The sequence below is a fragment of the Streptomyces sp. NPDC045022 genome, from assembly GCF_056432605.1.
Genome location: NZ_JBWKIR010000039.1, coordinates 1 through 22139 on the forward strand (window position 1 = coordinate 1; position 22139 = coordinate 22139).

Below are 22139 nucleotides of genomic sequence, written 5' to 3' on the forward strand. Positions count from 1 at the left end.
GGGCTGGCGTCTCCTGCGGAAGCTCCGCTGCAGCACCAACCGAATCACCAACGTGGTGAAGGCCGTGCTCGTCCTTCACCACGCATCAGCGTGAGGTTGGAAAGAGCTCACTGCAGCCGGGCACCGGGACAAGGCGCTGGAGTACGGCAAGGACATCTGGATGCGTTTCACCCTGCCGACTCAGCACTTCCTGTACTTCGGCATCCAGGTGAAGCGCGGGAAACTGGACGCCACCGGAAAGTCCAGGGCGGGCAATGCCAACATCGCTGAGATCCACAATCAAGCTCTGATGATGCTGGCGCACGAGATCTTCGACCCCGAGACCAACCGACGCGTCCTCGTCGACCATGCGTTCATCGTGGCCGGCGGGGAGATCACCAAGGCTGCACGCAACTGGCTGGGCAACGCGTTGGACGCGGCAAAACGGAGCCAGATCATGTTCATGGATCGCGACGACATCCTGAACCAGTTCGTGGTGACCAACCTGCCGCTTCCCGTAGGTGTACCGCCAGGTGCGATGCCATCCGCAGGTCCCGCGGAAGGACCATTCTGATGCGCTGATGCAGCCGCATCTCACCTGCCGTCGGGCAGGGCTCTGGCCGCACGGCCGACGTGAGCCGCCGCGGAGCGGTTTTGAACGCGTTGCACTGGTAAGGCCGTAGGAACGGGCTGCTATCCCGGGTGTACCGACAACTGGGGTTGTCGCTTTCGGCCGCGCATTCGCTCGAACGGAGGCGAGCCGCTTGACCAGTCGCGAGGCGTGTAGTCCCGCGGCATCGGCGGCAGCGGTGACGGCGGCCACCAGGCTCGCCTTGCCGTCGGAGGCTGTTCCGGTCACCACGACTCCAGGGCACTCGGCACGGCGGGCTCCCGGGACTACAGGGGCTCGGCGGCCAGGGTTCGGGCGGGATGGTGAGGGCCGAGGAAGACCGCGATGCCGTGTCCGTCGGGGGAGGGGTGCGTGGCCTGGGTCCAGCCCTGGCTGCGGTAGAAGGTCATGGCCCGGGTCGAGCGCAGAGAGGTGAGCAGCCAGGCGCGGCCGTGGGGGGCGTCCTCGGTCACCGCTCGCAGGAGGCCGGCTGCGGTCCCGGTGCCGCGAGCGGTGGCGCGGACGGCGAACTCGTCGATCTCGCGGGCCCCGCACAACCACTCCTCGGTACGGCTCGCACCGAGACCGGCGGCCGCCTGCGGATAGCAACGGTCGACCGGGAAGGGGGTGGGCGTGGCCCAGGCGGTGGCGAAACCCACGACGTTCCGTCCGTCGAAGGCGAGTGCGGCGGTGAATCCCGGACGCCGTACGTCGGAGCCGAGCCGCGCGACGAAGGCGTCCGCCTCTCCTCGTCCTCGTTCCAGGGCGGCGCGCAGAACGCGTCGGCGTAGACGGAGCGCAGGGCGGTGCCATGCTCCAGGAGAGCGTCGTACGCGACGACACGGATGTCCATCACGTGGCCACCGCTCCGGCCGCCACCGAATGCAGGGCCGCGTGCTCCAAGGGTGCCGACGGGTCGATCGACACGTCCCACGGCGCCGGTTCGGCTCCGGCCCGTACGAGGAGGTCGCCGACGGCGGCGATCATCGCGCCGTTGTCCGTGCACAGTCTCAGCGGCGGTACCCGCAGTGCGATCCGGGCCGCCCGGCAGCGCTCCTCGGCCAGTGACCGCACCCGCGAGTTCGCGGCGACCCCGCCGACGACGACCAGCGTGCTCACCCCGTGCTCCGTGCAGGCGGCGATCGCCTTGCGGGTCAGGACGTCGGCGACCGCCTCCTGCAGCGACGCGGCCCCGTCGTGGACGGGCAGTTCGCGCCCGGCGTGGGATTCGCTCCGCGTGCGGGGTGAGCCGTACCCACCTGCTCGTGGCAGAACGCCACGAGCAGGTGCCGCCGCCCGCCCGCCGTTCAGAGTGGCGGAAGGCGCGTTCGAAACCGGGCACAGATTCGGGCTGCGTCGCTGGCGCGCCCGTTGTGAGCCCCTGGCGTGCCGGGTCACCAACTGCTGTTGGTCACGCCAGGGAGCTCGCCCGCGTGGGCCATCTCGCGTACGCGGATGCGGGACAGGCCGAAGGCGCGCAGGTAGCCGCGGGGGCGGCCGTCCACGGAGTCGCGATTGCGCAGGCGGGCGGCGCTGGCGTCGCGGGGATGCCGGCGCAGTTCCCGCTGGGCGGCGGCGCGGTCCTCGTCGGAGCTTCCAGGGAACGCGATGATCGCCTTCAACGCGGCGCGGCGCGCGGCGTACCGGGCCACGATGAGGCGCCGCTGCTCATTCTTCGCGATCTTGCTCTTCTTCGCCATCAGACCTTCCCTCCCCGGGCGCGGATGCGGGCCACCGCGGCCTCGATGCCGATCGTGTCGACCGTCTTGATGCCCTTGGCGGAAAGCGTGAGCCGGACATGGCGGCCCTCGCTCGGCAGCCAGTAGCGCTTGCTCTGGACGTTCGGGTCGAAGCGGCGCTTGCTCCGCCGGTGCGAGTGGGAGATGCGATGGCCGAAGCCGGGCTGTCGACCGGTGAGTTGGCAGTGGGCGGACATGGCTGTTCCTCCTTGGGAGTGGATGCAGCAGCACACTAGCGCTAGATGAAAATGAAAACCAATCTCTTGTATGGTGCTGTCCATGACCCGTAACGAACTGCGCCCGATCATCAAGCTGAGGTCCACCGCCGGCACCGGCTACACCTACGTGACCCGCAAGAACCGCCGTAACAACCCCGACCGGCTCACCCTGCGCAAGTACGACCCGCTCGCCGGCCGCCACGTCGACTTCCGTGAGGAGCGCTGAGAGCCGTGAAGCCCGGAATCCACCCCGAGTACCGCCCGGTCGTCTTCCGTGACCGGGCCGCCGACTACGCCTTCCTCACCCGGTCCACGGCCACGAGCGACAAGACCATCGAATGGGAGGACGGCAACACCTACCCGGTCATCGACGTCGAGATCTCCTCGGCGAGCCACCCCTTCTACACCGGCACCCAGCGGGTCCTGGACACCGCGGGGCGGGTCGAGCGCTTCGAACGGCGGTACGGACGCGGACGGAGCGAGCCGTGAACCGGGACGAGGCGCGGCTGCCGGTGGCGATCGTCGGCGGGTTGCACGCCGACGCCCGCCGGACCGCCGTCGAGGAGATCCTGCGTTCGGTCCCCGGCTCGGTCGCGCTGCACCACGACCTGACGTCCGCCGTCGACAGCGCGGTGCGCCGGACGGTGCGCGACGCCGACGGTCTGCTGGGCAGTGGCGACGCACCCCTGGTGAATGACTGCGCGTGCTGCGCCCTTCGCGAGGATCTCGTCCCCGAACTGCTGCGGCTCGCAGCGGAGGGAACGTGCCGGCTGGCCGTCGTGGAACTGTGGGACTCCGTCGAGCCCCAGGCCATGGCCGGAGTCGTCGCCGCCGCGGGCGCACCGCTGGTCCTGACCGGGGTCGCCACCGCGGTCGACCCCGCACTCGTCCTGCCGTACCTGTCCAACGGCGACGACCTGGCCGACGTCGGCCTCGCCGCCGCGCCGACCGACCAGCGCACGGTCGCCGACACCTTCGCCCGGCAGCTGGAGTACCCCACGGTGATCGCCCTCGGCGACGACGATTCTTGCGACGAGGTCGCCGACGACACCGACCACGCGCTGCTCGCCCAGCTCACACCAGGCGCACGAAGCGTACGGGTGGAGAGCGACGGCCCCCTGGTGGCAGCGTTGTTGGCGGGCTTCAACGTGGCAGCGGCCGCCGCCCGTGTGCATCCTGCGTGCGCGCTGCTGCCGCAGTCGTGCGACGAGCACGGGGTAAGCACCTTCGTCTGGCGGCGCGAACGGCCCTTCCATCCGCAGCGCCTGTACGCGGCACTGGAGGACCTGACCTGTGCGGCCGCCCGCAGCCGGGGGCGGTTCTGGCTGGCGGACCGCCCCGACACCCTGCTGTCCTGGGACGCCGCCGGCGGCGCGCTGTGCGTGGAGTCGGCCGGGCCCTGGCTGGCCGCCCTGCCCGACGCCGCCTGGGAGATGGTGCCCGCCGAGCGCCGCCTCGCCGCGTCCGTGGACTGGCATCCCGAACACGGTGACCGCTGCCAGTACCTCACCTTCACCTCGCCCGGCCTGGACTGCGACGGCCTGTCGGCCCTGCTCGACTCATGCCTGCTCACCGACGACGAGTACGCGGCGGGCAGGGACCGCTGGAAGCAACTCCCGCACGCCTTTGACGGCTTGCTCGACCCCGTGACCTGAAAGAGAGGACCGACCTCCCCATGACCCGACGCACAAACATCCGGCGGCAGACTGCCAAGCGTCAGCGCACCAACCCGCTGGACGCCGCCGGCATCACCTACATCCACTACAAGGACACCGACTTGCTGCGGAAGTTCATCTCCGACCGCGGAAAGATCCGCAGCCGTCGGGTGACCCACGTGACGCGTCAGCAGCAGCGGCAGATAGCGCAGGCCATCAAGAACGCACGCGAGATGGCGCTCCTGCCCTACGGCTCCCGATAGGGCGATGGCCCCGTGCGGGAGGCAGCAGAACGACCGCGGCTTCTGATTGTCCTACCGGGTGGTCTCGGAGGCGCCGGCACCTTCCGTTACGCCCTGTACCGGTAGCGGATCCGGCCGCGGGTGAGGTCGTAGGGGCTGAGTTCCACGAGCACTCGGTCGTACGGGAGGATCTTGATGCGATTCTTCCGGATCTTCCCGCTGATGTGGGCGAGCACCGTGTGCCCGTTCTGGAGCTCCACCTTGAAGGTGGCATTGCGCAAGCACTCGACGACGGTGCCTTCGGCTTCTACGCCCCCTGCTGCCTTTGTCATGGTCTCTCACTTCTCCCGTTCTGTGACGGCGAATTCGGTAGGAAACGGTCGCTCGGTTTGATGTGGCGGCGCGTCAGTGGCGGACGAGTTCCAGGGTGCTGGCCGCGCGCCGGGCACCGATGCTCTCGAACAGGGCGCCGGCCGCCGCGTTGCACTCGTTCACCTCGGCCCATGCCGAAGCGGTCCCGGAGTGGTGCAGCGACCCCAGGGCGTGGGCCAGCAGCGCCCGGGCGATGCCGCGGCGGTGCCTGTCGGTCCGGACGGCGATCAGCCCGATCCGTGGCTGCCGGGTCAGCGGGGCCACCCTGACCAGTCCCACGTACTGGTCCACGTGCCTGGCCACCGCGTATTTCGACGGGTCGAGCACAGTGGTCCCCGCCGGGCGTGGCAGCACCTCGGCCGGCATCGTCTGCCATCCGACGGTGGCCTCGACCTCGTCGCGGATGAGGCGGTCCAGGGCGCGCAGCGGGCCCTCCTCCGCCTCACCGGCGGGCACGATCACCACGCCCGACGGCGGCCGCACCGAGCCGAGCCCGGTGACCTGCGGATCGGTGGGCACGAGATAGCCCCACTCGCGGCGTGCGGTGGCGAAGCCGGCCCGCTCCCAGGCGGACCTCGAGTCGTGGTCGGCCTCGTCGACGACCGTGTACAGCGGTGTCGGCAGGTCCGCCAGCATCGCGTCGGCGATGCGGTCGAAGACCGCGCCGTGCCACGCGTCGATGCATACGAAAAGCCGCCCGTCGGGCCGACGCGAAGCGACGCCGCGGCCGACCGTCAAGTCGTCCTCCACAGCGTGCCACTGCGTTTCCGAGACCCGCGTGACCACAACCGGATGGTTGTCCGTGCCCGCAGCGGAATGCACAAAGTTCATAGGTGATGCCTCTCAGGAGTGCCTTGTTGGAGGCGCTCCCGGCGACACCTAAGTCAATCGCCCACCGTGACGACATGGGAGAGCACCCACAGGGATACAGCCTTCATGGGTCTCACCTCCTCGCGTTCTCTCACGGCTGCCCAGACGCTATCAGCGGGGGCCGGTCAGCCCAACGCATTTATCCGGAGCTCTTGGTGTCCATACCGGGCCGGGCGGCGTGGCTGTGTTCGCCGCCCGGCCCGGGGTCCTCAGGGGCCCGCGACGAGTTCGGGATGCTCATCCTCACAGGTGTCGTCGATGCCGTAGGTGTCCCAGGTGGGAAACGGGTCCGTGGGCGGCAGGCTCTCGCCGTCGGCCATGAGGCAGTCGGTCAGGGTCGCGTGCAGCGCATCCGTGTGCAGGTGCGTGCCGATGAAGACCAGTTCCTGGCACTCGGGGCTCTCGGTGTCGCGTGCGGCGGACGGTTCGAAGCGTGCGACGGAGCCGGCCTGCGACCACAGGCCCGTCACGTGCGGGCGGCTGGAGAGGGTGAAGAAGCCCTTGGAGCGCAGGATCTGTCCGTATGCGCCGCTGTCGAGTTCCTCCGTCACGAACGTCCACAACCTGCCCGGATGGAAGGGAAGTTCGGAGCGGAAGACGGAGGAGGAGATGCCGTACTCCTCCGTCTCGGGTACGTGGTCGCCGTTGAGTTCCCTCACCCAGCCGGGGACCTGTTGGGCGCGTTCCAGGTCGAACAGCCGGGTGCCCAGCACGTCGCCCATCTTCACGCGGCCGTGGACGGCCGGGACGAGGCGTGCGGCGGGGTTGAGGCGGGTGAGTGTCGCCCGCAGCCGGTCGGCCGACTCCTTGTCCACGAGGTCGAGTTTGTTGAGGACGATGACGTCGGCGAACTCGATCTGGTCCATCAGCAGGTCGCTGACGGTGCGTTCGTCGTCCTCGTACTGGTCCAGGCCGCGCTCGACGAGTTCGTTGCCGCTTGCCAGTTCGGGCAGGAAGTTGGCGGCGTCGACGACCGTGACCATGGTGTCCAGGCGGGCGATCTCGCCGAGGGTGGCGCCGTCGTCGCGGGCGAAGGCGAAGGTCGCGGCGACCGGCATGGGTTCGGAGATGCCGGACGACTCGATGAGCAGGTAGTCGAAGCGGCCCTCGCGGGCCAGCCGGTCGACCTCCACCAGCAGGTCGTCGCGCAGGGTGCAGCAGATGCAGCCGTTGGTCATCTCGACCAGGCGTTCCTCGGCGCGCGACAGGGCCGCCTCGCCGCCCCGCACCAGGGCGCCGTCGATGTTGACCTCGCTCATGTCGTTGACGATCACCGCGACGCGCAGTCCCTCGCGGTTGCCGAGGACGTGGTTGAGGAGGGTGGTCTTGCCCGCGCCGAGGAACCCGGACAGGACGGTGACGGGCAGTCGGCCGGAGGGATTGGACGGCATCGACGCTCAGCCCTCGGGGCGCAGCAGACCGCGCTCGTACACCTTCACCAGCCGCTGCGGTACCAGGTGTGACACTCCGTCGACGGTGACCGGTACGAGCACCGATGTGGTCGCCTTCCACTGGGCGCGGCGGTGGCGGGTGTTGCTGCTTGACATCTTCCGCTTGGGAACGGCCATGGAAGTCCTCCTGGTTGGGATGGCGAGTAAAGGCTACATGAAAATGAACACCATTACGAAATGGCTATAGTTCATGGTTCCCTGAATTCAGGGATCTGTGTACCGTTGACGGTGTGCTGACTGTTGCCTCCGACATCGAGGTCCTGGTCCGGTTCGGCCGGGCGCTCGCCGATCCGATCCGCTGCCGCATCCTGCTCGCCCTGCGGGAAGCACCCGCCTATCCCGCGGACCTCGCCGACGCGCTGGACATCTCGCGCACCAGGCTGTCCAACCACCTCGCCTGCCTGCGCGACTGCGGCCTGGTCGTCACCGTCCCCGACGGCCGCCGCACCCGCTACGAACTCGCCGACGAACGCCTCGGCCACGCGCTCGACGACCTGCGCACCGCCGTGGTCGCCGTCGAGGGCGACCGGACGTGCGCCGACGACGAAGGGTGCTGCTGACCGTGAGCGCAGAGATGTCCCTGTCCCTCGGCCCCGACCCGGCCAGGCGCGGTGTGCTTGCCCGGCGGATACGGCTGCTGGTCGCCGCGACCATCACCTATAACGTCGTCGAGGCGGCCGTCGCCCTCACGGCCGGGACCCTGGCTTCGTCCACCGCGCTGATCGGTTTCGGTCTCGACTCCGTCATCGAGGTCTCCTCCGCCGCCACCGTCGCCTGGCAGTTCTCCGCCCGTGAGCACGCGGTGCGCGAGGCCCGCGAGAAGACCGCGTTGCGGATCATCGCGCTGTCGTTCTTGGCGCTCGCCGCCTATGTCACCGTCGATGCCGTACGGGCCCTGACCGGCACAGGTGAGGCCACGCGCTCCCTGGCCGGGATCGTGCTGGCTGCTCTCTCACTCGTGGTCATGCCGGTCCTGTCGGCGGCCCAGCGCCGCGCTGGACGGGAACTCGGCTCCGCATCGGCCGTGGCCGACTCCAAGCAGACCCTGCTGTGCACCTATTTGTCGGCGGTCCTGCTGGGGGGCCTCCTCGTCAACGCCGTGTTCGGCTGGTCGTGGGCCGATCCGCTCGCTGCTCTGGTCATCGCCGCGGTCGCGGTGAAGGAGGGGCGCGACGCGTGGCGTGGGCAGGGGTGCTGCGCAACGCCGTCGGCCGTCACGCCGGGCGCCGGCCGGACGGAGGCGGATGCCTGCGGCTGTGCTCCGGGGTGCGACTGCTGCCCCTGACGCAGACACGCCGACAGCGGAAGGCGGCGGTGCCTCCTCGCCCGACGAGGTCCTGGCCTCCGCGATCATGTGCGGCCCCCGACGCGGACGACGTCGATCTGCGTCCCTTACAGCCGGGAGAGGGCGGGCGTGGTCATCACCTCGTCCGGTGCGCCGATCAGGAATCCGCCCGGTGCCAGATCAGAACCCGGTCCACCGGCTCCAGCACGGAATTGATCTCGTGTGTCACGAAGACGACGGCCGTGCCGTCGGTGCGACGGCGTCGGTCCACCAGCTCGACGACCGTGCGCCGGTACTGCAGATCCAAGGAGAGAAGCGGCTCGTCGCAGAGCAGGATCCGTGGGTCCGTGGCGAGCGCCTGAGCGACGCGGATGCGCTGTTGCTCACCGCCGGAGAGCGTGCCCATCGGTATGTCCGCGAAGTGCGTCGCTCCGACCGAGGCCAGGACCTCATCGACACAGCGGCGGATCGCCCGCGGAGTGAGCGACGGCCCCCAGCGATGCCCGTCGATCCTGAGCTGTACCAGGTCGCGGGCGCGGAGCATGGTGTGGGCGGGAAGGGACTCCGGCTGGGGGATGTAGCCGATGTTTCTGCTGCCGTGCCGTGCCGTGCCGTGCCGTGCCGTGCCGCGGCGCCCGGCCGAGGACTGTGACGGACCCCGCGGTGAGCTGCTGTCGGCCCAGGATCACGCGCAGCAGCTGGTTTTGCCGGATCCGTTCGGGCCCAGAACCGCGAGGAACTCTCCGGGCGCACCGCCAAGTCCAGACCGCTCCGCAGCGCACGGTCGCCGTAGGCCAGTGCGGCGTCTCGCAGACTGATCACGGGCGTGGTCCACTCGGCCCTCCGGCGGCCGTGGCCTCGAAGGGAGAGTGACGTGCTGGCCTCGGTGCCGTCCATGGTCTGTCCAGCTGCTCGTCGCCTACTGTCCAAGGCGTTGTTGCGCGCATCGATATCGGAGTTCATCCAGCTGACGTTGTCCTGACGGGAGGCAGGGCTTGCGTGACGGAATTACTGGGATGCCGTGCCCCGCTGGCAGACCGCCGTAGCTTGCGGACCGGCCCCTGCGCCATAGCGAAACCGGAACGGTTATCGCTTGAATTATCCCTTTGCAGGCCCCATGGATCCACTCGATCACCCAGGCTGTTCGCCCGCGACATGCCTTCATCGCGTAGCACGGTCTGGCTATGGCGCCAGCTGCTGTGAAGGGCTGGGCGCCGATCCCGAGCAGGCTCGCATCCAGTCGGGGGTGTGTTCTTCCTCGGTCTGGGCCGACCATGGATGAAGGCAGAACGCCCGCCGGTACGGCACAAGCCAAGGCGCCGAGCGGGAAGGGAAACGAGACATGGGCACGACGGACTCCTCCCGAGCGGACGACGGCCGGTCACTGACGGGTCCTGCTGCGCCACCCAGTGGCCTGCTCGATCTGCTCAGCGTCGCCGCGGTGGTGCTGAATGCGCAGGGCCAGGTGGTCTTCTGGAGCCGGAAGGCCGAGGAACTGTTCGGCTACACCGCGGCGGAGGCGTTGGGCCAGCACGCGGCTGGGTTGACGGTCCACGAGGAGCACCGGGACGCGGTGATCAAGCTGCTCGCCGACGTCATGGAATCCGGCACCGACTGGGCAGGGGCCTTCCCGATCCGGCACAAGGACGGCAGCACCCGTCTGGTGGAGTTCCGCAACATGCGGCTGCTGGACGACCTCGGTGACGTCTACGCCCTGGGCCTTGCCGCGGATCAGGCCGCTGTGGAGCGGGTCGAGCGAGATGCCGCCCTGGCCATGCGGCTGGTGTCCCAGTCCCCGGTCGGGCTGGCCATTCTGGATCCGGACCTGCGGTACCTGGCCGTGAATCCTGCTCTCGAACGCATCACCGGCCAGTCCGCCGCCGAGCGTCTCGGCCGGCCGGTCGGCGAGGCCCTGAGCTACCTGGACACGGATCCCGAGGCCCGTCTGCGCCGTGTCCTGGAGACGGGCGAGTCGGTCGTGGACCGGCACATCGTCTGCCGTCCGCCCTCCGACCCGGACCATGAACATGCCTGGTCCGTCTCGTACTACCGGCTGGAGGATTCAAGTGGACGGGTGCTGGGCCTGGCGTACTCCGTCATCGACGTCACCGAGCGTCACCGAGCCGCCATCGAGGCCGCACAAGCCCGGCAACGACTGGCACTGATCGCCAGAGCCTCTGCCTGCGTGGGTAGCACCCTCGACCTGGAGACGACAGCGCGCGAGCTCGCCGACCTCGTCGTACCCCTCCTGGCTGACGTGGCCGCCGTGGACGTACTCGACAGCGCCCTTCAGGGCCGCACGGCGCCACAGACGGGCCCTGCCCGGTTCCGTGCCCTTGCCGTCCGCGCGGCCCATCGCACCGAGGCGGTCCGTGCGGCCGATCCACCCGGGGAACTCGCTGTCTACGACGACGACCGCCTCATCTCCCGATGCGTACGCACCCGCCAACCGGTCCTGGTGCCCCGCACCACTCGTCGGGATCTGGATCACATCGCCCGCCATGGTGAGGCAGCCTCCCTTCTTGCGGCGGCCGGCGTGCACTCCTACCTGGCCGTACCACTCGTGGCCCGGGGCGAAGTCCTCGGCGCCCTCGACCTCAAACGCACCCGGAACTCCGCGCCTTTCGATGACGACGACGCCGCCTTCGCCTCGGAGTTGGCCGCCCGAGCCGCGGTCTGCATCGACAACGCCCGCGGATACCAGGCCCAGCGCCACGCGGCCCTCACCCTCCAGCGCAGCCTGCTCCCTGAGCCTCCATCGCACTTGCCGGGCCTAGACGTTGCCTGCCGCTACCAGCCCGCCGGGGTCACGAGCGAGATCGGCGGCGACTGGTATGACGCCATACCTCTGCAGGGGGACAAAACCGCCCTGGTCGTCGGGGACGTCATGGGCAGTGGCATCAACGCCGCCGCCACCATGGGCCAACTCCGCAGTACCGCCCGCGCGTTCGCTGAACTCGGCCTAGCCCCCGCAGACGCCCTTCGTCACCTCGATCACCTGACCGAGGGCGTCGAGCAGACCATCACCACCTGCATCTACTGCGTCTACGACCCTCACCAGGGCACGTGCCAGATCTGCCTCGCCGGCCACCTGCCCCCCGCTCTCATGCGAGCCGGCCACGCGGCGCACCTGCTGGACATGCCCACCGGCGCACCGCTGGGCGTGGGCGGGGTCCCCTTCGAGGCCACCACCATCCCCTTCCGCCCCGGCGACGAACTGGTCCTCTACACCGACGGCCTGGTCGAAACCCGCAGCGAACCCATCGACGCCCGCCTGGACACCCTTCTCGACACCCTGACCGCGACCCGTGGGCACGACCTGGATGACACCTGCAACCGCATCCTGGAGATCCTGCGGCCGCCCGGCGGGGAGGACGACGTCGCCCTGCTCATCGCCCGAGCACAGGCTGACCAATCATAGGGAGGTTTCACGCGCCTGAACCGACGGCGAGTCCAGCCGTCGGCAGCGCAGGCTTCAGGTGTGCAACACAAGCGGACCGGGTATCAGGGCAACTCCCCCCACTCCTTCAGACCGGTTGGGGCGTTACCCTTCTCGCTCCCCACCGTCGGGTGCGGTGGGCCCCCGCCAAGCGGCAGGCGGCGTAGATGGTGAACGAAATGGTCGTGACGAAGGGGCTGATGGGGATGCTGCTGCCGAGGGCGAGCAGGATGCCGCCCTCGATTGAGACCACGGCGAAGACCACGCTGAGCAGCGGAAGCAGCACCGGGGAGGCGGTGATGCGTGCGGCGGCGGCTGCCGGGGTCACGACGAGGGTCAGGACCAGCAGTGCGCCGACGACCTGCACCGAGAGGGCGACCGCCATCGAGGCCCGCGCACTGCAGTAGATAGCCCAGGCCCAGGCCCGCCGGGAGGGGGAACGCCGACAGCGCGCCGAGTTCGCCGCATCGCGGACCGTCGGCGCCCGCTACATGACTTGTGGTAAAGCCGTGTACCAGAAAGAGGGCTCGAAGCCGTTCGTGCGATGGTCGATGAAGGGATGAGCGTGCGGCGGGCCAGACGGCTGTCCGTCATTGCCGGTCACGAGTGGGCGGGGATTCAACTCATTCTCAGCCTGCTCCGGCCAGGTTGGGCATTGGTTCGGGCGAAGCCATCCGGCTGTGGTCGGGACGTGCCGATGCACGGGGACCGATGGGAGGGTTGCGCGATGCCGTCCCGTACGGGGGTCTGACTCTTGAGATCTTTGACCGAAGTGTCCAGTCACAGGCATGTCGACCGTCGTTGCGGGATGCTCTCTGCTGTCACCGAGCCACAGGGCGTGTCCCTATAGGGGCCTTGCCGAGTTCCAGGCGCGATCACGGTTCAGACCGTCCGAGCAGGCCGGTGCCGTTCACCCAGCCAGCACGTCACCACGTGGGAGGCGAACCATCATGACGACCCGGCAGCGCAGCACGTCCTCGAGCACGGATCCTCCCGTTCGGCGCGAGGTCGTCCTGGGTGTGGACACGCACGGCGAGGTGCATGTCGCCGCCGTGATCTCCCCGCTCGGGAAGATTCTGGGGACCGAGTCCTTTCCGGCGACGGCGGCCGGCTACCGTCGGCTGCTCGTGTGGGCCCGTAAGCGGGGGACGGTGCGTCGGGCGGGTGTGGAGGGCACCAGCACCTTTGGCGCGGGCCTGTCCCGCTACCTGCTGGCCCAGCAGATCCAGGTGTTCGAAGTGAACCGGCCCGACCGCTCGGCCCGCCGGCTGATCGGGAAGTCGGACCCCCTCGACGCACAGGGCGCCGCGCGGGCCGTGCTCAGTGGCCGGGCCCGGGCCCGGGCCAAGTCCGGCGACGGTCCGGTGCACAGTGCCCGGTTGTTGAAACTCCGCGGTCAAGGCCCGTACCCAGGCGATCAACCAGCTCAAAGCCGTCCTGGTCATCGCCGACCCCGCACTGCGGGAACAGCTGTCCAGCCTGGGCAACCGCGAGCTGTTCCGCACCTGCGCACGCCTTGGCCTATCCGGCGGTGGGGGAGACGAGGACGCGGTGGCCCAGGCCACCCACCTGACATTGCGTATGCTCGCCGAGCGCGTTGAGCAGCTCACCGGGCAGATCGATGAGCTGAACCAGCGCCTGACCCGGCTCGTCGAACGCCACGCCCCGCAGCTGCTCGAACCGGTGGGCATCGGTCCGGACAGCGCCGTCACTCTCCTGATCACCATGGGAGACAACCCCGACCGGCTGAACACCGAGGCGTCCTTTGCTGCCCTTTGCGGAGCCAGCCCCATCGAGTACTCCTCGGGCCGTCGGAGCACGCACCGACTCAACTACGGCGGCGACCGGCAGGCGAACGCCGCCCTGCACCGCATCGTGTTCACCCGCCTGCGCCACGACCCGCGCACCCAGGCGTACTACGAACGCCGCACCCAGGAGGGCAAGACCCGACGCGAGATCATCCGATGCCTCAAGCGATATGCCGCCCGAGAGGTGTTCAACCTGGTCAGACCGGTCGCCCGCACCCCCGCGTCATAGGGGCATCCGTGAGACGTGAGAGGGTCTGGGGCGTGAGTGAGACACCACCGAACACCCTGCAATACCGCTTTGACGGGCCAGAAGACGCTCCGGTCCTGATCCTGGGTCCCTCACTGGGTACCACATGGCACATGTGGGACCGGCAGGTTCCCGAGCTGACGAAGCAGTGGCGCGTCTTCCGGTTCGACCTGCCGGGGCACGGCGGCGCTCCCGCCCACCCGGCCGGTTCGGTCGCCGAGCTGACCGCCCGTCTGCTGGTCACGCTGGACGCGGTCGGCGTGCACCGCTTCGGCTACGCGGGCTGCGCCCTGGGCGGTGCGGTCGGCATCGAGCTGGCGCTGCGCCACCCGGAGCGGGTCGCCTCGCTCGCGCTGGTCGCGGCCTCGCCCCGGTTCGGCACCGCCGACGAGTTCCGGCAGCGCGGAGTGATCGTCCGCACGAACGGGCTCGACCCGATCGCCCGGACCGCGCCGGACCGCTGGTTCACCGGCGGGTTCTCCGCCGCACAGCCCGCGATCACCGAGTGGGCGGTGCAGATGGTCCGCACCACCGACCCCGGCTGCTACATCGCCGCCTGCGAGGCCCTCGCCGCGTTCGACGTACGGCCCGAACTGGGCCGGGTCGGTGTGCCGACCCTCGTACTGGTCGGCTCCGACGACCAGGTCACCGGCCCCGCCGAGGCCCGCACCCTGGTCGCCGGCATACCGGACGCCCGGCTCGCGGTGGTCCCCGGCGCCTCCCACCTGGTGCCGGTCGAGCAGCCCGCCGCCGTCACCGACCTGCTGGTGCACCACTTCTCCACCGCCTGGCAGCAGCCCTTCGACACCGGGCAGACCGCCCTGCCGGGCGTCGCGGCCGTCCCGGTCCCGCTCATGCCGCCGCAGGCCGCGCCGGTCGCGGAAATCGCCCCGGCCGCCGTACCGGCGCAGCCCGCCGGACCGCCGGAACGGTACGAGACCGGGCTGAAGATCCGCCGGGAGGTGCTGGGCGACGCCCACGTCGACCAGACGCTGGCGCAGGCCGGGGAGTTCTCCGGGGACTTCCAGGAGTTCGTCACCCGCTACGCCTGGGGCGAGATCTGGGACCGGCCGGGCCTGGACCGCCGTACCCGCAGCTGCATCACGCTGACCGCGCTCGTCGCGGGCGGCCACCTGGAGGAGCTGGCGGCCCACACCCGGGCGGCCCTGCGCAACGGGCTCACCCCGGACGAGATCAAGGAAGTGCTGCTCCAGGCGGCCGTCTACTGCGGGGTGCCGGCCGCGAACAGCGCGTTCCGGGTGGCCCAGCAGGTCATCCGCGAGGAGACCACGCCCGCCGAGTGAGACCTCGCGGGGTTCGACGCGGCAGGATGGGGCGTCATGAAGCTCACGAAGAAGTCCCACGCCTGTGTCCGCCTCGAGAAGGAGGGGCGGACGCTCGTCATCGATCCCGGCGGGTTCAGCGAGCAGGACGCGGCGGTCGGCGCGGACGCGATCCTGGTCACGCACGAGCACCCGGACCACTTCGACGAGGGCCGGCTTCGGGCCGCCCTGGAGGCGAACCCGGCCGCGGAGATCTGGACGCTGAAGTCCGTCGCCGACCAGATCACGGCGGCCTTCCCGGGCCGCGTGCACACCGTCGGCCACGGCGACACCTTCACCGCCGCGGGCTTCGATGTCCAGGTCCACGGTGAACTGCACGCCGTGATCCACCCGGACATCCCGCGCATCACCAACGTCGGCTATCTGGTCGACGGCGGCAGGGTCTTCCACCCCGGCGACGCCCTCACCGTCCCGGACCACCCGGTGGAGACGCTGCTGCTGCCGGTGATGGCCCCGTGGAACAAGATCGCCGAGGTGATCGAGTACGTCCGCGAGGTCAAGCCGCAGCGCGCCTACGACGTCCACGACGCGCTGCTCACCGACCTCGCGCGGCCGATCTACGACCGCCAGATCGGCGCGCTGGGCGGCACGGACCACCAGCGGCTCACGCCGGGGGCGTCGGCGCAGGTCTGAGTGCGCGGACCGGCGTTGTCACACCCGCCAGGTAGGTTGTGACGCATGCGCATCGCCACCTGGAACGTGAACTCGATCACCGCCCGCCTCCCGCGGTTGCTGGCCTGGCTGGAGAGCAGCGGCACCGACGTGCTCTGCCTCCAGGAGGCGAAGATCGCCGAGGACCAGTTCCCGTTCGACCAGCTGCGCGAGCTGGGCTACGAGGCGGCGGTCCACGCGACCGGCCGGTGGAACGGCGTGGCGGTGCTCTCCCGCGTCGGCATCGAGGACGTGGTCCGGGGCCTGCCCGGCGACCCGGGCTACGACGGCGTGACCGAGCCGCGCGCCATAGCGGCGACCTGCGGCCCGGTCCGCGTCTGGTCGGTGTACGTGCCCAACGGCCGCGAGGTCGGTCACCCGCACTACGCGTACAAGCTCCAGTGGCTCGAGGCCCTGAAGGCGGCGGTGTACGGCGACGCGCAGGGCAGCCGCCCGTTCGCCGTGCTGGGCGACTACAACGTGGCGCCGACCGACGACGACGTCTTCGACCCGGCCGCCTTCGAGGGCGCCACGCATGTCACCCCCGCCGAGCGCGCCGCCCTCGCCGCCCTGCGCGAGGCCGGCCTGGACGACGTCGTCCCGCGTCCGCTCAAGTACGAGCACCCCTTCACGTACTGGGACTACCGCCAGCTGTGCTTCCCCAAGAACCGCGGCATGCGCATCGACCTGGTGTACGGCAACGCGCCGTTCGCCACGGCCGTCAAGGACGCCTACGTCGACCGTGAGGAGCGCAAGGGCAAGGGTGCCTCCGACCATGCGCCGGTGGTGGTCGACCTCGAGGTGTGATGTCACGCTGGGACCATGAACCTTCCGTTCCTGGGCCACCGGCACAAGAAGGACGGTCACGCGGCGCTCCCCGCCGACCCCGAGTCGGTCGCCGCGCTGCTGTCCGAGTGCGAGCTGCTCCGCTCGCAGGCGGCCCAGGCGGGCGTCCGCCTCGACGACAGCCCGGCCTCGCTGGAGGCCCTGGACCAGATGGTGCCCCGCTGGCGCGACGACGCGGAGATCCTGCCGTGGCTGGGCAACGACGCCGGGCTGTACCTGGGCACGGTCGTGGTGCGCACCGTGCCCGGCGCGGTCTGGGAGATCCGCTCCGACGGCGAGCCCGTCGTATGCCTGCCCTCCGGCCGTGAGGTCGAGGTGGTGCCGGCCGGGCTCGAGTGGGCGGTGACCGGCGTCCCCGAGCTGTCCCAGCTGTACGCGGAGATCGCCGAGGCCTGAACCCACGGCCCCCGACGAGCACCCACGGAGGCCCCGTCGGCCACCCCTCTGACGTAAATACGGCTATTGCCCGAAAGATGCGTGTCGTCCGTCAGCTCCACTGCCGTCTGGATAGGTTGCGGCAACCACGACACAGCTGAGAGTGGGTAGCGCTGCGTATGGCCGTCGATCCGTTGATCGAACTGCGGAACGTCAACAAGTACTACGGGGAACTGCATGTCCTCAGGGACATCGACCTCACCGTCGGCAAGGGGGAGGTGGTCGTGGTCATCGGCCCGTCGGGGTCGGGCAAGTCGACCCTGTGCAGAGCGATCAACCGGCTGGAGACCATCGCGTCCGGCACCATCACCCTCGACGGGCAGCCGCTGCCGGAGGAGGGCAAGGCCCTCGCCCGGCTCCGCGCCGAGGTCGGCATGGTCTTCCAGTCCTTCAACCTCTTCGCCCACAAGACGGTCCTGCAGAACGTCTCCCTGGCCCAGGTCAAGGTCCGCGGACGCGGGAGGGACGACGCCGACCGCCGCTCCCGTGAACTCCTCGACCGCGTCGGCCTGCTGAACCAGGCCGAGAAGTACCCGGCGCAGCTCTCCGGCGGCCAGCAGCAGCGCGTGGCCATCGCCCGGGCCCTCGCCATGGAGCCCAAGGCGATGCTCTTCGACGAGCCCACCTCCGCCCTGGACCCGGAGATGATCAACGAGGTGCTCGAGGTCATGCGGCAGCTCGCCCGGGACGGCATGACCATGGTCGTCGTCACCCACGAGATGGGCTTCGCCCGCGCCTCCGCCAACCGCGTCGTCTTCATGGCCGACGGACGGATCGTCGAGGACCGCGGTCCGGAGGAGTTCTTCACCAACCCGAGCAGCGAGCGCGCCAAGGACTTCCTCTCCAAGATCCTCAAGCACTGACCCGGGGGAGTGCGACCCGTGTTCCGTACCATCCGCGTGCCCCGCGCCCTGTGCGCCGCCCTCCTCGGCGTCCTCGCGCTGCTCACCGCCGCCTGCGGCAAGGACGGCAGCCCGCCCGCCAAGGGCCCGGCAGCCGGCCGGCTCCCGGACTACCCGGTGGCACAGGGCTTCCGCCTGCCCGACTCCAAGACCTGGATCCGTGCCAGGAAGCGCGGTTACTTCGTCGTCGGCGCCAAGGAGGACCAGCCCTACCTGGGCGAGAAGGACCCGGCGACCGGCACCTACTCCGGCTTCGACATCGAGATCGCCAGAATGATGTCCGCCTCCCTCGGCTTCCCGCCGAACACGATCCGCTTCCGCACCATCGCCTCCGCCAACCGCGAGACGGCCCTGCAGAACGGCCAGATCGACTACTACGTCGGCACCTACACCATCAACGCGGGCCGCAAGAAGCTCGTCGGCTTCGCCGGCCCCTACTACCTGGCCGGCCAGTCCCTGCTGGTCCGCGCGGACGAGAACGACATCCACGGCCCTGAGGACCTCGCCGGCAAACGCGTCTGCTCGGCGGCCGGTTCGACGCCGTACCAGCGCATCAGGACCGACTACCCGCGGGCGATCCTGGTCGCCTACGACACCTACTCCATCTGCGTCGACAACCTCCTCACCTACCAGGTCGACGCGGTCACCACCGACGACGCCATCCTCATCGGCTACGCCGCCAAGGTCCCCGACGAGCTGAAGGTGGTCGGCAAGCCGTTCTCGAAGGAGCCCTACGGCATCGGCGTCCCGCACGGTGACAACGCCCTGCGCTTCGCCCTCGACGACGCCCTTCGGGCCGGGGAGAAGAACGGCGACTGGAAGAGGGCGTACGACGCCACGCTCGGCCTGTCCGGCGTGCCCGCACCGCACCCGCCCGCCATCGACCGCTACCCGGCGAGCTGAGCGAGGACGGCATGAACGTACTGAAAGACAACTTCTCGACCTACTGGGAAGGTTTTCTCGGCACCGTCGAACTCACCGTGTACTCCTCCCTGCTGGCGCTGGCCCTCGGCTTCCTGATGGCCTCCTTCCGGGTCGCTCCCGTCGGCTCCCTGCGCGTCTTCGGCACGTTGTGGGTCACCGTGCTGCGCAACACCCCGCTCACCCTGCTGTTCTTCGCGGTGCTGCTGGGCCTGCCCCGGTTCGGACTGGTCCTGCCCTTCGAGGTGTTCGCGGTTCTCGCCCTCGGCTGCTACACCTCGGCGTTCATCTGCGAGGCGCTGCGCTCCGGCATCAACACCGTGCCCAGGGGCCAGGGTGAGGCGGCCCGCAGCCTCGGCATGACCTTCGGGCAGACCCTGAACCTGGTCGTGCTGCCGCAGGCGTTCCGGTCCGTGATCCCGCCCGTCGGCTCCACACTCATCGCGCTCGCCAAGAACTCCGCGATCGCCGGGGCGTTCAGCGTCACCGAACTGCTCGGCACCTACAAGACCATCAACGAACTGGGCTACAACATCGTCTGGACCTTCGTCTGGATCGCCGTCGGCTACCTGATCATCACGCTCGCCATCAGCGCCCTGTTCAACCTGCTGGAGCAGAAGTGGGGAGTCGCCCGATGACCGGGACCACCGCGCTCTACGACGTCCCGGGCCCGCGCACCCGGCAACGGCACCTCGTCTACGGCGTCCTGTCCACCGCCCTCCTCCTCGCCCTCGTCGCCTGGCTCCTGTATCTCCTCTTCGACACCGGCCAGTTCACCTACACCAAGTGGATGCCGTTCGAGTACAAGGGCATTCAGGAACTGCTGCTGCGCGGGCTCGGCAACACTCTGAAGGCGTTCGCCCTCGCGGCCGTCCTCTCCCTCGCCCTCGGTGGACTGCTGGCCGCCGGACGGCTGTCGGACCACCGTGCGGTGCGCTGGCCGGCCACACTGGTGGTGGAGTTCTTCCGCGCCATGCCCGTCCTGGTGATGATCTTCTTCATCTTCGTGGCGCTCAAGGCGCAGCCGCTGCCCGCCCTGGTCGCCGGACTCACCCTCTACAACGGCTCGGTGCTCGCCGAGGTCTTCCGCGCGGGCGTGGGCGCCGTCGAGCGCGGCCAGCACGAAGCCGCGTCCGCGCTCGGCATGCGCAAGACCCAGGTCATGGCGTACGTCCTCGCCCCGCAGGCCGTACGGGCCATGCTGCCCGCCATCATCAGCCAGTTGGTGGTCGCTCTGAAGGACACCTCCCTCGGTTTCCTCATCACCTACGAGGAGTTCCTCCACGCCGGGAAGCTCATCGCCTCGAACCTCGACTACGATTTGCCGTTCATCCCTGTGGTGATGGTGATCTCGCCGATCTACATCGGGATGTGCATGCTGCTCTCGTGGTTCGCCGGCTGGGTGTCCCGCCGTGAGCAGCGCAGTCCCAAGACCGAGGCCGTGGTGATCGCCACGGCCGGACCTGGGGCGCCGCTGCCGGGTGGGGAGCCCCCCACGGCCCCGAGACCGTAGGGGGCGGCAGTTCACACGGGCCAGGCTCGTCCGGCGGCAGCCGGAGATCACTGCTCGCGCACGGGGACGGACACGTATGACGGGTCGTCCGAGGGCGAGGAGAAGGTCAGCTGCGCGCCGGACGGGTTGTGCTCGATGTACAGCGGGTCGACCGTGTCGACCACCACCGCGAGGCGGTGCCCGGCGGGAACGTCGTAGGCCGTGGAGAACAGCTCCAGGTCGACGTCGAACGGCTCGCCGGGCGTCCGCCCGTGCCACGTGTACGGTGCGTGGGTGACCAGCTTGCCGATGCCGAGCGGGCCCACGTCGTACAGGTAGGCGACGAGGGTGCCGCTCTCCCCGGTCGGGGTCAGCGTGGTGTGCAGGCGCGCGGTGCCGCGTACCTGCTGGGCACTGCCGTACCGCTCCGACTGCCAGACGGCCGCCCAGCGGCGCGGCAGCAGCGGCATCGAGGCGATCGGCGGCAACTGGGCGATCTGGTCGAGGATGCTGGAGAGGAAGACGATTCCGCCGTCCGCGCCCGAGTCGACGTTCGCGTGGATGGTGGTGGAGCCCGCGAGCGCGATCTTCCGACGTGTGGCGCCGACCGACTTCCAGTCCGGGTAGCCCTCGTATCCCCCCGCGCTACGGGACTTCAGCCGGACCGGCTGCTCGTGGTCGATGCCGTTGTCGGTGCCTCTGAGGTAGTGGTCGAACCAGCGCTCGGTGTCCGTCCACACGTCGTTGGGCAGCCCGAACAGGCCGGTCAGCTCGGCGGTCGCGTGGTCGCCGGGGCGCAGCTCCAGCCGCTTGGGTCCGGTCAGCTTCTCGTAGAAGTCGGCGGCCTGGTTCGCCGGGAAGACCGTGTCGCCCCAGGCGTTGGCCAGCATGACCGCGGTGCCGTTGCTGTTCAGCTGGTCGACATAGGTCGTTGCGGAACGTTTCCGCCCCCAGTCGATCATCTCCTGTTCCTTCGACAGGTCGGAGGAGTACAGGTGGTCGAAGATGGTCCGCAGTTCGGGGCTCTCCCGGCCGGTGAGGGTGGCCGCGCCGTCCAGGACGCCCAACGCCTGGACGTGCTGGGTGCGGCCCGAGTAGATGGAGCCGACCAGGTCGGCCCAGCCGCTGAGCGCGGCCACGGCCTTGACACGCTTGTCGTGGGCGGCGGCGAGCAGGCTGATCCCGGCGCCGTAGGACACCCCCGCCATGCCGATGTGCCGCGGGTCGGCCGGTGTGTGCGCGAGGGCCCAGTCGATGACCTTGGAGGCGTCCGCTGTGTCGGGCGGACCGGCCACTTCTATCCGGCCGCCGGACTGCCAGAAGCCGCGTACGTTGTAGCTGAGGACCACATAGCCGGAGTCGGCGAGCTTCTGTGCCTGTGCCAGGTACTCGACCTGGGGCAGGCCCCAGCTCGTGGGCAGCACGATGAGCGGGTAGCTGCGTGAGCCGTCGGAGTCGGCAGGGGTGAGGACGTTGGCCTTCAGCACGGTGCCGCCGTCGCCGGTGATGTCGACGAAGCGGACGGACGGCGCGGCCTCGGCGGCCGGCGCCAGGCCGACGACGGTGCCGGCGATCAGCGCCGCCGAGACGGCTGCGGCGGCGGAGGCGCGCGGAGCGGTGCGACGGTGTCTCAT

General features: G+C 69.7%; 24 protein-coding genes and 5 pseudogenes. 18 read left to right on the top strand and 11 right to left on the bottom strand.

All coding sequences use genetic code 11. From position 1 onward, the window contains the following. Both AC07C1_RS37220 and AC07C1_RS37225 read left to right on the top strand, forming a co-directional pair. Positions 1-94, top strand: a pseudogene (locus tag AC07C1_RS37220) (IS5/IS1182 family transposase); the annotation flags it as partial. A gap of 66 nt (positions 95-160) precedes the next feature. Then, a complete protein-coding gene (locus AC07C1_RS37225; protein ID WP_478946490.1) occupies positions 161-553 on the top strand; it encodes a hypothetical protein in 393 nt (130 codons plus the stop codon). A 323-nt stretch (positions 554-876) separates the two neighbouring features. On the opposite strand, the pseudogene AC07C1_RS37230 reads toward AC07C1_RS37225, so the two are convergent. From AC07C1_RS37230 to rpmB, 4 genes and pseudogenes are all read right to left on the bottom strand, one after another. Beyond that, positions 877-1442: pseudogene (locus AC07C1_RS37230) on the bottom strand (GNAT family N-acetyltransferase). Then, positions 1442-1822 (bottom strand): annotated as a pseudogene (locus AC07C1_RS37235) (tRNA (adenosine(37)-N6)-threonylcarbamoyltransferase complex transferase subunit TsaD); the annotation flags it as partial. The pseudogenes AC07C1_RS37235 and AC07C1_RS37230, both read right to left, overlap by 1 nt. A gap of 161 nt (positions 1823-1983) precedes the next feature. Beyond that, positions 1984-2289 (bottom strand): 30S ribosomal protein S14, encoded by a 306-nt coding sequence (gene rpsN / locus AC07C1_RS37240; protein ID WP_478946492.1) that lies wholly within the window; start codon positions 2287-2289, stop codon positions 1984-1986. Continuing rightward, the gene (rpmB, locus tag AC07C1_RS37245) at positions 2289-2525 is read right to left on the bottom strand and encodes a 50S ribosomal protein L28 (RefSeq protein ID WP_361985687.1); all 237 of its coding nucleotides are present in this window, start codon (positions 2523-2525) and stop codon (positions 2289-2291) included. Before rpmB ends, rpsN begins: the two co-directional genes overlap by 1 nt. 82 nt (positions 2526-2607) lie before the next feature. On the opposite strand from rpmB, the gene rpmG reads away from it, so the two are divergent. The 4 genes from rpmG to rpsR are packed head-to-tail and all read left to right on the top strand — an operon-like array spanning position 2608 to position 4464. Beyond that, entirely contained in the window at positions 2608-2772 is a 165-nt protein-coding gene (gene rpmG, locus AC07C1_RS37250; RefSeq protein ID WP_361985684.1) for a 50S ribosomal protein L33, read from the top strand. Positions 2773-2777: 5 nt separating this feature from the next. After that, positions 2778-3035 carry a type B 50S ribosomal protein L31 gene (locus AC07C1_RS37255; protein ID WP_361985681.1) on the top strand — a complete coding sequence of 86 codons (258 nt, stop codon included), beginning with the start codon at positions 2778-2780 and terminating at the stop codon, positions 3033-3035. Further along, a complete protein-coding gene (locus AC07C1_RS37260) occupies positions 3032-4201 on the top strand; it encodes a CobW family GTP-binding protein (RefSeq protein WP_478946496.1) in 1170 nt (389 codons plus the stop codon). The genes AC07C1_RS37255 and AC07C1_RS37260 overlap by 4 nt, the downstream gene beginning before the upstream one ends. A gap of 20 nt (positions 4202-4221) precedes the next feature. Then, positions 4222-4464 (top strand): 30S ribosomal protein S18, encoded by a 243-nt coding sequence (gene rpsR, locus AC07C1_RS37265; protein ID WP_478946498.1) that lies wholly within the window; start codon positions 4222-4224, stop codon positions 4462-4464. Between the two features lie 86 nt (positions 4465-4550). On the opposite strand, the gene infA is transcribed toward rpsR, so the two are convergent. The 4 genes from infA to rpmF all read right to left on the bottom strand — a co-directional run bounded on the left by infA (position 4551) and on the right by rpmF (position 7253). Then, positions 4551-4775, bottom strand: coding sequence for a translation initiation factor IF-1 (infA, locus tag AC07C1_RS37270; protein WP_361985672.1), 225 nt, complete (start codon positions 4773-4775; stop codon positions 4551-4553). A 73-nt stretch (positions 4776-4848) separates the two neighbouring features. Beyond that, positions 4849-5646 (bottom strand): GNAT family N-acetyltransferase, encoded by a 798-nt coding sequence (locus AC07C1_RS37275; protein ID WP_478946500.1) that lies wholly within the window; start codon positions 5644-5646, stop codon positions 4849-4851. Between the two features lie 248 nt (positions 5647-5894). After that, positions 5895-7076, bottom strand: a complete 1182-nt coding sequence (locus AC07C1_RS37280; RefSeq protein ID WP_478946503.1) for a GTP-binding protein — start codon at positions 7074-7076, stop codon at positions 5895-5897. A gap of 6 nt (positions 7077-7082) precedes the next feature. Then, complete coding sequence (rpmF, locus tag AC07C1_RS37285) at positions 7083-7253, bottom strand: 50S ribosomal protein L32 (protein ID WP_478946505.1); 171 nt, start codon at positions 7251-7253, stop codon at positions 7083-7085. Positions 7254-7366: 113 nt separating this feature from the next. Here rpmF and AC07C1_RS37290 point away from each other — a divergent pair, with 113 nt between their 5' ends. Then, complete coding sequence (locus AC07C1_RS37290) at positions 7367-7696, top strand: ArsR/SmtB family transcription factor (protein WP_361985659.1); 330 nt, start codon at positions 7367-7369, stop codon at positions 7694-7696. Between the two features lie 14 nt (positions 7697-7710). Next, entirely contained in the window at positions 7711-8421 is a 711-nt protein-coding gene (locus AC07C1_RS37295; protein WP_478946572.1) for a cation efflux transmembrane domain-containing protein, read from the top strand. Between the two features lie 157 nt (positions 8422-8578). On the opposite strand, the gene AC07C1_RS37300 is transcribed toward AC07C1_RS37295, so the two are convergent. Continuing rightward, positions 8579-9007, bottom strand: coding sequence for an ATP-binding cassette domain-containing protein (locus AC07C1_RS37300; RefSeq protein WP_478946574.1), 429 nt, complete (start codon positions 9005-9007; stop codon positions 8579-8581). A gap of 756 nt (positions 9008-9763) precedes the next feature. On the opposite strand from AC07C1_RS37300, the gene AC07C1_RS37305 reads away from it, so the two are divergent. After that, positions 9764-11842, top strand: a complete 2079-nt coding sequence (locus AC07C1_RS37305) for a SpoIIE family protein phosphatase (RefSeq protein ID WP_478946508.1) — start codon at positions 9764-9766, stop codon at positions 11840-11842. A 106-nt stretch (positions 11843-11948) separates the two neighbouring features. Here AC07C1_RS37305 and AC07C1_RS37310 read toward each other — a convergent pair. Next, positions 11949-12245 (bottom strand): annotated as a pseudogene (locus AC07C1_RS37310) (metal ABC transporter permease); the annotation flags it as partial. A gap of 565 nt (positions 12246-12810) precedes the next feature. Here AC07C1_RS37310 and AC07C1_RS37315 point away from each other — a divergent pair. The 9 genes and pseudogenes from AC07C1_RS37315 (at position 12811) to AC07C1_RS37355 (ending at position 20526) form a co-directional block, all read left to right on the top strand. After that, positions 12811-13897, top strand: a pseudogene (locus AC07C1_RS37315) (IS110 family RNA-guided transposase). 32 nt (positions 13898-13929) lie between these two features. After that, on the top strand, positions 13930-15219 hold the full coding sequence (gene pcaDC, locus AC07C1_RS37320) for a bifunctional 3-oxoadipate enol-lactonase/4-carboxymuconolactone decarboxylase PcaDC (protein WP_478946510.1): 1290 nt from the start codon (positions 13930-13932) through the stop codon (positions 15217-15219). Between the two features lie 36 nt (positions 15220-15255). After that, on the top strand, positions 15256-15891 hold the full coding sequence (locus AC07C1_RS37325) for an MBL fold metallo-hydrolase (RefSeq protein WP_478946512.1): 636 nt from the start codon (positions 15256-15258) through the stop codon (positions 15889-15891). A 45-nt stretch (positions 15892-15936) separates the two neighbouring features. Beyond that, on the top strand, positions 15937-16716 hold the full coding sequence (locus AC07C1_RS37330) for an exodeoxyribonuclease III (protein WP_478946514.1): 780 nt from the start codon (positions 15937-15939) through the stop codon (positions 16714-16716). 15 nt (positions 16717-16731) lie between these two features. Continuing rightward, positions 16732-17151, top strand: coding sequence for a DUF6278 family protein (locus AC07C1_RS37335; protein ID WP_478946516.1), 420 nt, complete (start codon positions 16732-16734; stop codon positions 17149-17151). Between the two features lie 158 nt (positions 17152-17309). Continuing rightward, complete coding sequence (locus AC07C1_RS37340; RefSeq protein ID WP_478946518.1) at positions 17310-18053, top strand: amino acid ABC transporter ATP-binding protein; 744 nt, start codon at positions 17310-17312, stop codon at positions 18051-18053. 18 nt (positions 18054-18071) lie between these two features. Next, the gene (locus AC07C1_RS37345) at positions 18072-18995 is read left to right on the top strand and encodes a glutamate ABC transporter substrate-binding protein (protein WP_478946520.1); all 924 of its coding nucleotides are present in this window, start codon (positions 18072-18074) and stop codon (positions 18993-18995) included. 11 nt (positions 18996-19006) lie between these two features. After that, a complete protein-coding gene (locus AC07C1_RS37350; protein ID WP_478946522.1) occupies positions 19007-19651 on the top strand; it encodes an amino acid ABC transporter permease in 645 nt (214 codons plus the stop codon). Beyond that, a complete protein-coding gene (locus AC07C1_RS37355) occupies positions 19648-20526 on the top strand; it encodes an amino acid ABC transporter permease (protein WP_478946524.1) in 879 nt (292 codons plus the stop codon). The genes AC07C1_RS37350 and AC07C1_RS37355 overlap by 4 nt, the downstream gene beginning before the upstream one ends. Before the next feature lie 47 nt (positions 20527-20573). Here AC07C1_RS37355 and AC07C1_RS37360 read toward each other — a convergent pair whose 3' ends face one another. Further along, positions 20574-22139, bottom strand: coding sequence for an alpha/beta fold hydrolase (locus tag AC07C1_RS37360; protein ID WP_478946526.1), 1566 nt, complete (start codon positions 22137-22139; stop codon positions 20574-20576).